Source organism: Poritiphilus flavus (genome assembly GCF_009901585.1).
Classification (GTDB): Bacteria; Bacteroidota; Bacteroidia; order Flavobacteriales; family Flavobacteriaceae; genus Poritiphilus; species Poritiphilus flavus.
In genome coordinates, this window is record NZ_WXYO01000006.1 from 15,736 (window position 1) to 29,123 (window position 13,388).

Here is a 13,388-nt window from a genome sequence, read left to right on the forward strand (position 1 = left end):
TTTCTTAGGTTGTACTCTTACAAGATCATGTGGTACCCTTCTCCGAAGTATAAGCGAAGAAAGCTTCAAATACTACCCTAAAGGATTTAGGCCAGTAGGGCGAAGTTTCTAAACTGATTTTGCAGATAGTCCGCATACCGGGCGAAAGCAAAAATACACACGGAGAAGGTGTCCTTTTTATGTTCCTTTAGACTTATGGGAAAGAAATGTCAACAACAAATAACTTAATCTCACTCCTGTAAGTATCCGGCGTATTCTCATACTGCAATTATTTTGCAGGGAAAACGGCTAAATTCAATTGTTTGCGATGGCTGCCAATATTATCTGGTCTCTAGTTTCAATATTTGGCGAACTTTTTACCCCATTAAACACAACAGATCGCCCTAAATTTCGTTAGTATTTGTAAGAATCTTACACCATGAAACCTACTTTTTACCTGACCGCATTACTGCTGTTGCTATATTCCTGTGGATCTTTGTCAGGCATCCACGAAGGAGAACGCCTGATGCCCGCTCTCGGAGCCCTTGGAAAGGCAGATAAGAACCTGATCTCAGAGGACTTTCTTTTTCTTGGAAACCCAGTTATTTCAAGCCCTGTAGCACTTTCTGTCCGTCAACACGCGTTCAATAGATCAAGTTTTAAAAAATTCGAAGATCGCAACCGCTTCTACGAAAAAAAACAGGACTTACAATACACAGACTCCCTGCCCAAGCCTACTTATATCAGCCTTCAATTTGTGGATAGGATCACCCTTAAAGGTCAATTGAACGAAGAAGAAAATTCTGACGTGCGGAAATACCTTTCAAAGGACAATGATTGCCGTATGGTTTCAGAAGTTTCCCTGGTGCTGGAAGAGGAACTTTCCAGCATGATTATGCATGCAGAACAATTACAGCTGGCAACAGATCGGGGAAAGTTTGTGCTGGAGCTTATAACCCGCTCTGATACTAAAAGGATAACCGTTCCTGCCGGCGCAGTGTTTGACTATAAACTTTCCGGATTTTGCTGGGACAAGGACAATTATGGCAACAAACAGATCGCAGCGATCATTCCACGCGGGGACCACTGCCCTAATGGTACGGAACGCAAAGCTAACAGGCTGGAAAATGATAAAACTTTGTTGAAATTATGAAGAATGCCATGAGCCTTATCGTCATAGGAATCATAGCCATATTTCTTAATTCAGCCTGTGAAGATATTGTGGAAGTTCCGGACATATCAAATCAAGAGGTAGAATTACTTGCTCCCTTGAATGCAACAGTGGTAACAGAAAGTTCAGTCAGTTTTAGCTGGACGGAAATTGAGGATGCGGATGCGTATAACATGCAACTGGCCATTCCGGATTTTGAAAATGCCGCACAGATCTTACTGGACAGCACTATAGTGGTGGACAGTACTTTTGTAGGTGCAAGACTTATTGGTACACTGCCGGACGGCAATTTCGAATGGCGGGTAAAGGCACAGAACAGTGACTATGAAACCCTGTATTCCACTGCCTCCTTTTCTGTAGTAACCGAATAAAATCCCAACTGCCTATGACCAAAAATCAAAAGACATATCTACTTTTGGGAGGCGTGGTCCTTATCTGGGGCTTTTTAGGTTTCCGGGTCGTACGCACGATCGCACCTGCCGTTCCGGAAACAAATCCATTACAAAAGAGTTTAAGTTTCAAACCTTCTGAGTCGCAGGAGCGGGATACCTTTTATATAGCGGCAAATTACAGGGATCCCTTTTTGGGAACTATTGCAAAGCCGAAAACAAAGAAGAGCAGTCCCTCTGCGATAGCAACAAAGAAGCAGATACCACAAAAGAATATCGTTTACCAAGGTTTCGTGGCTGGTCAAACGAAATCCAATTCGCTCTTCTTTATAAGCATAGATGGGCAGCAACATATGTTGCAGGTCAGGCAAACAGCGAATGGTGTAAAATTACTCTCAGGAAATAGTACTGCCATCAAAGTTCGTTCACAAGGAAAAACAGTTCGTATTCCAATATCAGAATGAAGCTTAAGAGGAAAATAAAGGCCGGAGCATTACAGTTCGTTTTGTTCATAGGATCCGTTATTGCGATCCTCTTAATTAGTTTTGCCCTCATATCCCATATCCAAAACCTTTTTCGGAAAAAAACAGACCTACTGGTAGATGTTATAAAGGCTTCAGAAGAAGGAATTGTTCAAAACCTGATTTCATCACCGCCTTTAAACCGTGAAAGCATGGTAGATATCTCCGCGGAACTCGATATACAACTTAAGCTAAAAAGGAATTTCTGGGGTGTTTTTGAGAAATGGGATTCTGAAGCTTCTTTCAAAAATTCGGCTTTTAGAAAAATGGCCTTGGTAGGATCCGGGTTTCAGGATATTTCGGCCCTTTACTTAAAAGATGCACAAAGGCCATTGATCATGGCCGGAAATGCCATGATCTCTGGTAATGCCTACCTACCTGAAAAAGGTATCAAAGCCGGGAATATCTATGGGAATTCGTTTCACCAATCACAGCTGGTTTTCGGACAGATCCAACGCAGTAAAACCTCTTTGCCAGAGCTGGGTGTAGAGTTGAAAACGCAGTTGACAAGCTTAAGCAGCCCAAATTTTGAACCAATGGGAGAAGAACTGCTATACCGACCCGGACTGGAGTACAAAAAGTCCTTTAAAGAGGACACTAGGATCATTAAAGGTCAGCAGCTATTCCTGGAGGACTTGAAACTTTCCGGCAATATTGTGGTCTGGGCGGCCGAAAAGATAACGGTAGATCAAAGCGCTTTGCTGCAGGATGTGATACTGATAGCCCCGGAAATCGAGATAAGAAATTGGGTCAATGGCCACTTCCAGGCCATAGCGAGCCGGAAGATCAGTGTAGGTAAAAATTGCGATTTGCAATACCCCTCTGCACTGATAGTGATGGATCAGCGGCAGATGATTCCACAACATAAGGCTGATACAGAACCAGCTATTTATATGGGTTCCTTTTCCGAGCTACGTGGCGTGGTAGCTGTGTTTTCTGACAAAGATCTCTGGCCCTACGCCGCCGCTTTAAAACTGGATGAGCATGCCAGGGTAAGCGGAGAAGTATTTTGCTCCTACAATACAGAACATAAGGGTCTGGTAAACGGTCACCTCAGTACAGCAGGTTTTGTTGCTCTGGAGAATGGCAGGATATACAATAACCATTTGTATAACGGCCGCATAAACAGTAGCTATTTGCCCATTTCCTATGGAGGCTTATTGCTGGAAGACCGGCTGTCGCAAAAAAAGATAGTGAAATGGCTTTACTGAAAAGAATAAAAGCTTCCACTTTGATGGAAACCCTTGTGGGTACGGCACTGATCGTTCTGCTGTTTGCACTTTCCAGTACCATACTTAACAGCATGTTCGCTAATAGCATACGTTTTAACAGGCAGGATATTGTGGAGCATTTGCATGAACTGCAATATCAATATCAGCATGCGCAGATTACACTTCCCTATAAGAGCGATTTTGAGTCCTGGGAAATGCATGTATACCAGGAACAAAGGGGCGGCATGCCGGTCATTGTATTTACCGCCAAGGATAGCAATAGCGGAAAAGAGGTAATAAAAACTATGAGTTATGCTCCGTAAAAATTTGAAGATCAGGGCTTTTACAATCAGTGAAATGTTGGTAGTACTCTTGCTTACCAGTATAATCACCGGGCTGGCCTATGGGGTTTTAAACCTGGTACAAAGCCAGATGAGAGGTATTGAAACTAACTACAGCAGGAATACGGAACTAAACCTGCTTCGGAGATCACTTTGGGTGGATTTTAATTCCTATAACCACATTTATTTTGATGCAAAAACCGCTACACTTCTGTTTGAAAATGAATTGGACAGTCGCTCTTATAAATTTGAGTCAGAATGGATCGTTAAAGCCAGGGATACCTTCAACATCAAACTGATTGTAATAGAACTTTTTCAGGAGGGCAGACCGCAAACCCAGGGAGAGGTAGATGCTATTGCTCTGGAATCCAGCGAGCTTTTTGGCGGACAGAGGGTATTTGTCTATAAGAAGGACCTGGCCGTAAATCATATGAACCGCTAACTATGGGTTTTAAACTTGAAAATTCAGTTGATCTGGCGGAGAAAGCACCTAAAAAAGAGGGACTCCAAAAGTTGTTGCAGCAGGAGATCACCCTTTTCGGGAAGAGTTTCGGGAGCAAAAAGAAGGAAGACCTCTATACCGAGCTGGCTGTATTATTAAAAGCGGGGATACCACTGCGGGAGGCCCTCAGCCTGATCGCCGAGAATCAGAAGAAAGAAAAAATGCAGCAGTTTTATTCGGCCATGCTGGATGATCTGGTAGCAGGTACTTCGCTTTCAGAGGTATTAGAGCAAAGGGATGAATTCTCTGAATACGAATACTATTCCATAAAAATAGGGGAGGAGTCCGGCACCCTACTCAGGGTAACCGAGGAGCTAGGGAACTACTTTGCCAGAAAGAATGAACAGCGCAGAGCCCTTACCAATGCCCTGACCTATCCCGTTATCATACTAATTACGGCAATTTTAGTAGTGATTTTTATGCTCAGGATGGTGGTGCCTATGTTTGAGGATATATTTAGACAGAATCAGGTGGAGTTACCAGGCATCACTCGAATGATCATAGCGGCATCCAATGGCATTCGGGATTATGGTGGCCTTATGCTATTACTTTTGCTTGCTTTATTCCTCAGCAGGAAGTATTTATTTAACGGAGAACGCTATCAAATAAAACGAGACCACTTCTTACTTAGGATCCCCTATTTGGGTAACTTTCTAAAGGCGGTCTACCTGGCACAATTTACTCAAGCCGTGGCCTTGCTGACCTCGTCAAAGGTTCCGGTACTCAATAGTATTCAATTGGTTCGTAAGATGATCAGGTTTCACCCCCTGCAACACGCCCTGGCCGCCGTTGAGGTTGGTGTAATGCAAGGAAAGCCCTTGAATGAGTGTCTGAAAAGCAGCAAGATGTTTGATGCTAAAATGGTCTCTTTAGTGAAGGTAGCCGAAGAGACCAACCAAACAGAGTTTATCTTTGAACGGCTTAATCAACAATACGCTATTGAAGTACAGCAAAAGTCTAAATTACTTTCCACTATCATGGAACCTCTCATCATAGTAGTGATCGGGATATTTGTTGGTATCATCCTGGTTTCCATGTATTTGCCCATGTTTAAACTAAGCAGTGTGCTGGGTTAATGGGCTAATGTGGAAATGTAAAACTGTAAAATTGTAAAATCGAGGAATTGAGGATTCTAAAAGTCCCTATAGATCAAACAATCTAACCATCCAACCATCCAATGGATCAATGTAAAACTGTAAAATTGTAAAATCGAGGAATTGAGGATTTGAATACGTAGCAATGTATCAATGTATTAATTTGGAAATGTAACAATGTATCAGTCAACGATCCAAAAGTCTATCAGTCTAATAGTCTATCAGTCCAACCATCCAACGTATCAATGTAAAACTGTAAAACTGTAAAATCGAGGAATTGAGAATTGGAAAATGTAGGAATGTACTAATGATCCAGTTGTCTAACTATCTGACCATCCATCCAACCGCCCAGCTATCTAACAGTCTATCAGTCCATCCATCTAATAGTCCAACCATCCAACCATCCAATGGATCAATGTGGAAATGTAACAATATATCAGTCCAACTATCTAACAGTCTATAAGTCTAACAATCTAATAGTCCAACCATCCAACCATCCAACCATCCAATGTATCAATGTGGAAATGGAACAATGTATCAGTCCAAGGATCTAACAGTCTATCAGTCTAACAATCTAATAGTCCAACTATCCAACTATCTAATCCTTCTTATTCCTAATCTCAGCAACCTCTTCAGGCGTAATCAGTTCTCCCGTGTTATCAAAGCTATTCCGGACGTAGGAGGCCAGATCAGCTAATTCCTGGTCCTTTAATTGGACAAAGCCCGGCATATTGTTGGCGTAGGCGCCATTGTTCAGAGAAGGACCATCCAGGGATCCCTTCAGCAATATGGTCAGATAGGGTTCTTTATCACCCTGAACATAATCTGATTCGATTAAGGGAGCATTCAGTCCAGGTACGCCACTGCCATCGGCCTGATGACACACCAGACAATACTGATCATAAACTGCTTTCCCAGAGCTCATTATTTCAGCTGGGATATCTACTTTTACCACCACCTTTTCCTCAGGAACTCCGGAAGGTTCCTGATGCTCTTTTTTATCCTTTTGGCCGCAGGAACTGATCAGGCTGCAGCAAACCAAACACAGCAATAATTCTATTCTATTTTTGATCTGCCTGCGAAGGAATTGCCTGGTGTTACTCACCATCATAAACAATTCGGTAAATAGTACCTCCTGAATCATCTGAGACGTAAATTGAACCATCAGGGCCCTGGGCCAGACCTGTAGGCCGGTGAGCCGCGTCCCTTGGAGATCGCACTTCGTCTACACCGGCAAAACCTTCAGCAAAAACTTCCCATTCCCCTGTAGGTTTTCCATTCTGAAAGGGAACGAAGACCACATTATAGCCTTCCTGTATTTCAGGTGCGCGATTCCAGGAACCGTGAAAAGCGATAAAAGCCCCGTTCTTATATCGTTCCGGAAACTGATCTCCACTATAGAATAAGAGTGCGTTAGGTGCCAGATGGGCAGGAAAGGCCACAAGGGGGTCCAAAGCATCCTCTCCCCCGGTTTTCTGGCCATCTCCTCCGTATTCCGGGGATAATATTTTCTTTTGTTGATTTTGGTCGTAATAGACATAGGGCCATCCGGCATCGTCTCCTTCCTCAACCCTGTATAAAGTCTCCGCGGGTAGGTCGGCATTTGCTTTAACATCGTAAAGGTCTGGGTATAGGGTATTCAGTTGGTCCCTTCCGTGCTGGGTAACGTAAAGACTCTGGTCTGTGTGATTCCAATCGAGCCCTATCACATTCCTGAGTCCGGTCGCATAAAGTTTACCGTCTCCAAAGGTTTGCAGTAATTTATCTGTTCGGAATTGCCAGACCCCACCGGCTGAATCCAGGATAGGGCAGGGCATCATTCCCGGAGAACCCAAGGTACGATCTGTTTCCTGACAGGCATTGGAGGGAGCACCGATGTTGACATAGATATTCCCGGCACCATCCAGTGTCAGGCTTTTGGAAGCGTGCTGACGTTTGTTCAGCAATCCGGAGACAATGGTATCTGGAGCGGTTTTGTTGGTCACTTTCTGATCTTCATCCAGGGTATACCTCATAACTGCCTCGTCGGAACTGGCATACAAATAACCCTGACTGATCCCAATGCCGGTGCCTGCATAATTCCCAAATCCTTCCTGTCTGTCCATTATGCCATCCTGATCAGTATCTTCCAGGAAGACAACCCCATTGTCGTCGTCCAGCTCTCGTAGTTTAGCATATATAGACCCGTTGTCGGTCACAGCGATATGCCTTGGATTCTTAAGCGAATCTGCCGCTATGATCACCTTAAACCCTTCCGGAAGGCTCAGTCCGGCATTATTCAGGGCGAATTCCAGCTCCGGGGCGGCTGGTTCTTCCTTGCTGTTTTCTTTGCACGACAACAGGAATACTGCAAGGCAGCTAAACATTAGCAGATAAGAGAATGTCTTTTGATTTTGGAAAGCTCGTACATACATATCCATAGTCTTGGATTAAAATGGTTTAAAAAGAACTGGTAAGTTACAGCATATTTGAAATGTAACAATGGATAGGCAGCGCAATCAACAATCTTTAAGGTTTCCTTAACAACATGTCGTTGAGACATTATACATCAGATATTACCCGGTTGTGCTTGTATTTATCCGATTATGAATTGTGTATAGGACTATACCGAACCTAGCCCTAATTTAATGGCATAGATTGTTGTTGATCTGCCAGAATTATGGTCGGATGAGCATCTAACTAAGCAGGGTAAAAGACTCCCTTTAAAATCATGAAACAAATACTATTGTGAAGGAAAACTTCAACAGCGAATATTCCCGCGGGGATAAAATGATCCGCGGATTTATAAAGTTATTGGTTGTGCTTTTGATACTGGTCCTGGCATCGGTCATACTTGGCGCAATCTTATGGCTTTTTGGGATTGTTTAAATCAGGAATTGAACGACATTAAGACTATAAGTACGCCCATTTATTAGATATTAAGGCCACTTATGCATTGGTAGTTGTATTCAGCTTCTATAGATTTTAGTTTTATGCCATTCAGTCTTTAGGGCACCTTAAACCATAGGTTATTTGGTTAATATTTTTGACATGTGTTTAATAAGGGTGTACCGAAAGGGTTGATCAAGTTACTAGGTTAGGGAGGAAGCTATACGCCACATTTATTGAGTTGTGTTGGAATAGGTTTCCTCTCTTTTAGTATCCTACCAAATCATACCAGCTATTCCGATCAGAAATTCCGGAAAAGATCTAAGACCGAACGTGAACTTTGGCTAAGAGTAGTGTCTAAAGGAAAGGGTATGAAAAAGCTGAATCAAGTTACCTTACAAGGTTATTTATATAATACTCCAAGAAGTTTTAAGGGCAAGATCGAAAGATTCGCATTACTCGAAATAGTTTGTGAAAACGCGTTCAAAACCAAAAAGGGGGAGGATATTAACTATACTGTCCGGGTAAAAGCCAGGGCAACTGGTGTGACAGCTGACTATCTTCTTACTAATTTTAAAAAGAACGACCGTATAACGCTTAGCGGAGAGCTCCGCAATGAGGAGCTTGAGAACGGAGACCGAACCGGGTTCCCACAATTGATCGTAGAGGTTCAGAACATCATAAAGCATTGAAGCCCCTGCTTAATGGATTTGCCTCATTAAGACCACTTATTACTTATTTACCACGATTATGCAATTAGGTTTCGCTATTGGGCTATTTACGAATTAATATTGTATCTAAAGTAAGAGAAAGCTTACAGAAATGAGTAGTATCGAAATTCCATCAATGATCTATGGTTTCCAAACAATGAAAACTACTCATTTGATATTCCACTTTCCCGGATCCATGGATCAATTATTGAAATAATGCCCAAGCAATATTCAAATGATAACGTGTATATAGCCGCTAAAAGGCGAATTCAAGAAGTATTTCGAATTTTCCCAAAGGTATACCTGGCTTTCAGTGGAGGCAAAGACAGCACCGTACTGCTTCATTTGACAATCCAAATCGCACGATCTTTAAAACGGCTGCCTCTGGATGTGCTGTTTATTGACCTGGAAGGGCAGTACGACGTTACTATAAAACACATCGAAGAAGTGGCCCTGAATTCCAAAGAGATCAATCTTCATTGGGTATGTCTCCCACTTAATCTCCGTAACGCTGTAAGTGTCTTTCAACCCCATTGGCGCTGTTGGGATCCGGAAAGGTCTGAGTCCTGGATCAGACCAATGCCTCAATATCCACAAGTAATATCGGACATTGAACACTATCCTTTTTTTCGATACGGTATGGAATTCGAGGACTTTGCCTATAAATGGGGGCAGTGGTACTCTGGAGGAAGCCTGTCTACCGGTCTTCTGGGAATTAGAGCTGATGAAAGTCTTAATCGATTCATCTCCGTTACTAGCAGCGAATGGTCCGGGAACAACTGGATGAGCAAGGCCACTAACTACCTGGTCTTTTCATATCCTATCTACGACTGGAAGACGGAGGATATATGGCGCTATGTTGGGAGGCAAAACATTCCGTATAACAGGCTTTACGACCATTTTTACCTCTGTGGCCTATCTATACATAAAATGCGTATTTGCCAACCCTATGGAGATGACCAGCGCCAGAGTCTGGAATACTTCCATGAAATTGAACCAGAAACATGGAACCGTATTGTAGCCCGTGTCAACGGGGTAAATTTTGGAGCTATTTACAGCAAGACTTCCGTCCTGGGAAGAAGAAAGACTTTATTACCTGAAGGCCTTACCTGGAAGAAATACACTCAAATATTACTGTTGTCCATGCCTGAGATCACAAGAAAACACTACAATGAAAAGATCAAAACATTTTTAGGCTGGTGGAGGGAAAAAGGTTATCCGCCGGAGCTGATCCCGGATCAGGCCTCACCCAAACTGGAGAACAGTGGCAGGCAACCTTCCTGGAGACGAATATGTAAATGCATAATCAAAAATGACTGGTGGTGCCGTAGTCTGGGTTTTTGTCAGACAAAGAACACCTATGAAAAACTATATGCCAAAAAGAAAAGCGCATGAACAAGCACATAAAAGAAGGTATTTCCAATATTCTGGAGGAACATGGAATTATTTCGGAAAATGAAAAGAGAAAGTTTCTGGAAAAGATCGAATCACTTTTTAATCAACCCAAAGAACCCATATCTTCCCTTTTATGGGTTCCATTAACCGAGATCTTACCAAACACTTATAACCCTAACAAGATGGCAACACCAGAGAAAAGGTCATTGCTGCGTTCGCTCTTGTCCCATGGTGTTACCGCCCCCCTTGTTGTTTCGCCTAAACGGCAGGGAGTTTACCCCCTGATCGATGGATATCACCGTTGGAATATCATTAAAAGGAACAAGGAACTAAGGGGCAGATTAAAAAATAAAGTACCCGTAGTAGTCCTGGACCTGCCTTCAGACGAACGGATAGTGGCCACAATACGTCATAACAGGGCCAGGGGTAAACATCAGATCGTTGAGATCAGCGAGGTTGTAAAGACCTTGTCACAAAACGGCTGGACTGCGGACAGGATCATGAACGAATTGGGAATGGATTCCGATGAGGTTTTGCGTTTAAGACAATTCACCGGCCTGGGCGATCTGTTCAAGGACGATAAGTATTCTTCAAGCTGGAGCTGAGTCTGAGAAGACCTCTGTGAGATAAAATGAAATCAGATTTCGGACCGGAACACTACATGCCGGGAATCTGGGAATATATAGAAAATTCATACCTTTATGGTCCATTAACGAGTTGAACACGTTATTTTAAATATTGATAGAGGTTTCTGGTCCTGACCAGAATGAAAAGAGAATCGTGTGAGAATCACGAGCTGACGCGCAACTGTAAGTCCGACCCCAAAAGGGTAGTACGTTTTGCCAGCTATACCATTGTCCTTATGGAAGGATGAGAAGGTGGGCAAGACCGGATAAGCCAGGAGAACTACCTTTATCAGCCCAGAAACTGGGATATTGACAAGGCTTTCGCGCTTAAAGTTGGTCATAAAATGGATATTCTTTTTCCGAAGATTTTCGGGGATATGTCCATACTACCTTCGCAAAGTCTTCCTGTATTACAGTGTTTTGGTTCCTTAAATGAGCGGGTTTGGCAATCAAAAAAACTAAAGCATGTCTGAAGCATCCCAAACGTACAATTCACCATTATTAAGTTTCGATATTTACCTGGAATTCTTTGATAATCTGGTCAGCAAATTGCGGTCCGAAAAGGACACACGACAGATTAGTTCCTTACTTTCCGAAGAACTTCCCGAAGGGATAATAAAACAGATCCATAAAGAAAACTACGATGCGTTGGTCCTAACTAATCTGCAACAGCATATCGTCTGGGTAAGCCAGGGATTTGGTGAAATGACCGGGTATTCCAAGAAATTCGCGCTTGGGAAAAAACCGGATTTTCTTCAGGGTAATAGCACTTCACAAGAAATCAAAAACAAAATACGGAAGAGTTTAAATGGGGGGCTCGGATTTGAAGAGACGCTCCTGAACTACCGAAAAAATGGGGAGGCTTACCTCTGCCAGATCAAAGCCATTCCCTTGTTTGACAGCCAGAACCGGCTTACACACTACCTGGCCTTCGAAACGGAGTTAAAGGCTGCCTGATAGATTGTGTTGCCTTATTAAATTGCGGACTACTCACGCATTAAGAGCCGTGCTATTCCCATTTACACAACTATACCGGTCAATCATACAATTATTTGCCTAAGTCTTGCCTAAACACTTAGTTTTAAGTGCTTTGGAATGCTATTTGGCTAAAGTATGAAAAACCTGACCAGCTGGATTACTTCTTTATTAATTGTATTTTCCGCAATTGTATGGGCTCAGGAAGGCACTAACGACAGTTTAATTCAAAGTGCCATCAAGAGATATCCCATGCTCAAGGTTTGCCAGCCTGACAAGGTAGGTGAAAAAATTCTCTGTGGGACACTCAATGTTCTTGAAAACAGAGAAGTTATCGGAGGAAGAACAATTCCCATAGACGTCTACCTTTTCCCATCTTACGGACCCAATCCGGAAAACAGATGTTATATGGATTACGCCGGAGGGCCTGGTGTCCCCAATACCGTTTATCTGACCGAATATGAGAAAGGAGCATTTACCAATGAATTCAGGAAAGACCGGGATATACTTCTAATTGACCTTAGGGGTACCGGAGCCTCTAAGTTGAAGTGCAAGGCCTATGACACTTTAAATGTTGATACCAGGGCCAGGATCTATGATCCAGATACGGCAAAGGAGTGTAGGAATGAATTACAACACACTGCAGACCTGTCTCAATACAATACTGCCAATGCCGTGGAAGACCTGAACGAAGTGTTGGAATGGTTAAAGGTTGAACAACTGGACTTCTGTGGAGGATCATACGGTACGAGGATCGGTGTTGAATGGGCTCGCCGTTATCCTTCAAGGGCGGCTAGTCTGATCTTATTGGGAACCGTACCCCCAGACTTTGGCTTGTCAAATTTCGCGGACCAGGAGATAGAGAAGCAAATTCAGAAACTTCAACAGCGGTGTAAAAGCGATAAGAGCTGCAATGACAGATTTCCCGATTTCGTCCAAAAAATGCAAGCCCTGGCAGAGCGCTTAGACAAGAATCCGATTCAGTATGATTTTGTGGTTGATAGCAGCGCGGCTCCCATTCCGGTGCAGATGGATGGAGACCATTTCAGGTCCATGATCGCCCAGCAGTTTGCCAAAGGCAATGAGTTACACCGTATTCCAATTTGGGTAGAAGAAGCGGACAAGGGTAATTTCTTTCCATTGATCAAAAAAAGTACGGGTTCTCTGATTGTACATCCAGTGGAATGGTGCCAGTTTTGTACAGAGGAACCCTATACCCGTTTTGATCCTGAATACCGAAACACGGCACTTCAGTTCTTTACCAAAGGCATTTACGCTATCCAGGACACGGAAGTTTGCAAAACCTGGGGCATACAAACCTATCCCGATTGGCTGGATAAGGAACTACAGCTGGAAATGCCGGTATTACTGATGACAGGTGAAAACGACGTGCTTACGCCACCGCGGATGGCGGAGAAGATCGTCGCGGTGTCTCCAAATAGCCGGCATATTGTGTTTGCGGGGCAGGGTCATTTTTTGAATGACTGGGACTGCTGGAAGCAAATCATGCTACAGTTCCTGGAAAATTACGATCTGGCCGGATTAATGGTAGACTGTTCAGCGGAATACCGTCAACCTTCTTTTATTACTGACTTTAAATAATTAA

General features: G+C 43.1%; 14 protein-coding genes and 1 riboswitch. Of the genes, 12 read left to right on the top strand and 2 right to left on the bottom strand.

The genetic code is table 11. The features are described from left to right. The first annotated feature begins 418 nt into the window (after positions 1–418). Genes GTQ38_RS12890 through GTQ38_RS12920 form a run of 7 tightly spaced genes read left to right on the top strand, consistent with a single transcriptional unit; the run spans position 419 to position 5,190 of the window. Entirely contained in the window at positions 419–1,132 is a 714-nt protein-coding gene (locus GTQ38_RS12890; RefSeq protein WP_161435960.1) for a hypothetical protein, read from the top strand. Further along, positions 1,129–1,521, top strand: a complete 393-nt coding sequence (locus tag GTQ38_RS12895; protein ID WP_161435961.1) for a hypothetical protein — start codon at positions 1,129–1,131, stop codon at positions 1,519–1,521. The genes GTQ38_RS12890 and GTQ38_RS12895 overlap by 4 nt, the downstream gene beginning before the upstream one ends. 14 nt (positions 1,522–1,535) lie before the next feature. Further along, positions 1,536–2,003 (top strand): hypothetical protein, encoded by a 468-nt coding sequence (locus tag GTQ38_RS12900; RefSeq protein ID WP_161435962.1) that lies wholly within the window; start codon positions 1,536–1,538, stop codon positions 2,001–2,003. After that, positions 2,000–3,271 (top strand): hypothetical protein, encoded by a 1,272-nt coding sequence (locus GTQ38_RS12905; protein WP_161435963.1) that lies wholly within the window; start codon positions 2,000–2,002, stop codon positions 3,269–3,271. Before GTQ38_RS12900 ends, GTQ38_RS12905 begins: the two co-directional genes overlap by 4 nt. Further along, a complete protein-coding gene (locus tag GTQ38_RS12910; protein WP_161435964.1) occupies positions 3,259–3,594 on the top strand; it encodes a hypothetical protein in 336 nt (111 codons plus the stop codon). Before GTQ38_RS12905 ends, GTQ38_RS12910 begins: the two co-directional genes overlap by 13 nt. Then, positions 3,584–4,054, top strand: a complete 471-nt coding sequence (locus GTQ38_RS12915; protein WP_161435965.1) for a PulJ/GspJ family protein — start codon at positions 3,584–3,586, stop codon at positions 4,052–4,054. The genes GTQ38_RS12910 and GTQ38_RS12915 overlap by 11 nt, the downstream gene beginning before the upstream one ends. A 2-nt stretch (positions 4,055–4,056) precedes the next feature. After that, complete coding sequence (locus GTQ38_RS12920; protein ID WP_161435966.1) at positions 4,057–5,190, top strand: type II secretion system F family protein; 1,134 nt, start codon at positions 4,057–4,059, stop codon at positions 5,188–5,190. Positions 5,191–5,806: 616 nt separating this feature from the next. Here the strand turns inward: GTQ38_RS12920 and GTQ38_RS12925 are convergent. Continuing rightward, entirely contained in the window at positions 5,807–6,352 is a 546-nt protein-coding gene (locus tag GTQ38_RS12925; RefSeq protein WP_161435967.1) for a c-type cytochrome, read from the bottom strand. After that, on the bottom strand, positions 6,306–7,628 hold the full coding sequence (locus GTQ38_RS12930) for a PQQ-dependent sugar dehydrogenase (protein ID WP_238857928.1): 1,323 nt from the start codon (positions 7,626–7,628) through the stop codon (positions 6,306–6,308). Before GTQ38_RS12930 ends, GTQ38_RS12925 begins: the two co-directional genes overlap by 47 nt. Positions 7,629–8,447: 819 nt before the next feature. On the opposite strand from GTQ38_RS12930, the gene GTQ38_RS12935 reads away from it, so the two are divergent. The 5 genes from GTQ38_RS12935 to GTQ38_RS12955 all read left to right on the top strand — a co-directional run bounded on the left by GTQ38_RS12935 (position 8,448) and on the right by GTQ38_RS12955 (position 13,384). After that, the gene (locus GTQ38_RS12935; RefSeq protein ID WP_161435968.1) at positions 8,448–8,768 is read left to right on the top strand and encodes a hypothetical protein; all 321 of its coding nucleotides are present in this window, start codon (positions 8,448–8,450) and stop codon (positions 8,766–8,768) included. A 234-nt stretch (positions 8,769–9,002) separates the two neighbouring features. After that, positions 9,003–10,181: a DUF3440 domain-containing protein gene (locus GTQ38_RS12940; RefSeq protein WP_161435969.1), complete on the top strand. Its 1,179-nt coding sequence runs from the start codon at positions 9,003–9,005 to the stop codon at positions 10,179–10,181. Beyond that, on the top strand, positions 10,178–10,786 hold the full coding sequence (locus tag GTQ38_RS12945) for a ParB N-terminal domain-containing protein (protein ID WP_161435970.1): 609 nt from the start codon (positions 10,178–10,180) through the stop codon (positions 10,784–10,786). The genes GTQ38_RS12940 and GTQ38_RS12945 overlap by 4 nt, the downstream gene beginning before the upstream one ends. Before the next feature lie 123 nt (positions 10,787–10,909). After that, a riboswitch (cobalamin riboswitch) is annotated at positions 10,910–11,109 on the top strand. Positions 11,110–11,272: 163 nt separating this feature from the next. Next, the gene (locus GTQ38_RS12950) at positions 11,273–11,764 is read left to right on the top strand and encodes a PAS domain-containing protein (RefSeq protein WP_161435971.1); all 492 of its coding nucleotides are present in this window, start codon (positions 11,273–11,275) and stop codon (positions 11,762–11,764) included. A gap of 156 nt (positions 11,765–11,920) precedes the next feature. Further along, entirely contained in the window at positions 11,921–13,384 is a 1,464-nt protein-coding gene (locus tag GTQ38_RS12955) for an alpha/beta fold hydrolase (RefSeq protein ID WP_161435972.1), read from the top strand. Positions 13,385–13,388: the final 4 nt, after the last annotated feature.

Excerpts from the sequence above, each read along its gene's own strand:
- GTQ38_RS12930 (WP_238857928.1), bottom strand. The coding sequence starts at position 7,628 with ATGGATATGTATGTACGAGCTTTCCAAAATCAAAAGACATTCTCTTAT.
- GTQ38_RS12905 (WP_161435963.1), top strand. The coding sequence starts at position 2,000 with ATGAAGCTTAAGAGGAAAATAAAGGCCGGAGCATTACAGTTCGTTTTG.
- GTQ38_RS12890 (WP_161435960.1), top strand. The coding sequence starts at position 419 with ATGAAACCTACTTTTTACCTGACCGCATTACTGCTGTTGCTATATTCC.
- GTQ38_RS12945 (WP_161435970.1), top strand. The coding sequence starts at position 10,178 with ATGAACAAGCACATAAAAGAAGGTATTTCCAATATTCTGGAGGAACAT.
- GTQ38_RS12920 (WP_161435966.1), top strand. The coding sequence starts at position 4,057 with ATGGGTTTTAAACTTGAAAATTCAGTTGATCTGGCGGAGAAAGCACCT.
- GTQ38_RS12915 (WP_161435965.1), top strand. The coding sequence starts at position 3,584 with ATGCTCCGTAAAAATTTGAAGATCAGGGCTTTTACAATCAGTGAAATG.
- GTQ38_RS12910 (WP_161435964.1), top strand. The coding sequence starts at position 3,259 with ATGGCTTTACTGAAAAGAATAAAAGCTTCCACTTTGATGGAAACCCTT.
- GTQ38_RS12895 (WP_161435961.1), top strand. The coding sequence starts at position 1,129 with ATGAAGAATGCCATGAGCCTTATCGTCATAGGAATCATAGCCATATTT.
- GTQ38_RS12940 (WP_161435969.1), top strand. The coding sequence starts at position 9,003 with ATGCCCAAGCAATATTCAAATGATAACGTGTATATAGCCGCTAAAAGG.
- GTQ38_RS12950 (WP_161435971.1), top strand. The coding sequence starts at position 11,273 with ATGTCTGAAGCATCCCAAACGTACAATTCACCATTATTAAGTTTCGAT.
- GTQ38_RS12900 (WP_161435962.1), top strand. The coding sequence starts at position 1,536 with ATGACCAAAAATCAAAAGACATATCTACTTTTGGGAGGCGTGGTCCTT.
- GTQ38_RS12955 (WP_161435972.1), top strand. The coding sequence starts at position 11,921 with ATGAAAAACCTGACCAGCTGGATTACTTCTTTATTAATTGTATTTTCC.
- GTQ38_RS12935 (WP_161435968.1), top strand. The coding sequence starts at position 8,448 with ATGAAAAAGCTGAATCAAGTTACCTTACAAGGTTATTTATATAATACT.
- GTQ38_RS12925 (WP_161435967.1), bottom strand. The coding sequence starts at position 6,352 with ATGATTCAGGAGGTACTATTTACCGAATTGTTTATGATGGTGAGTAAC.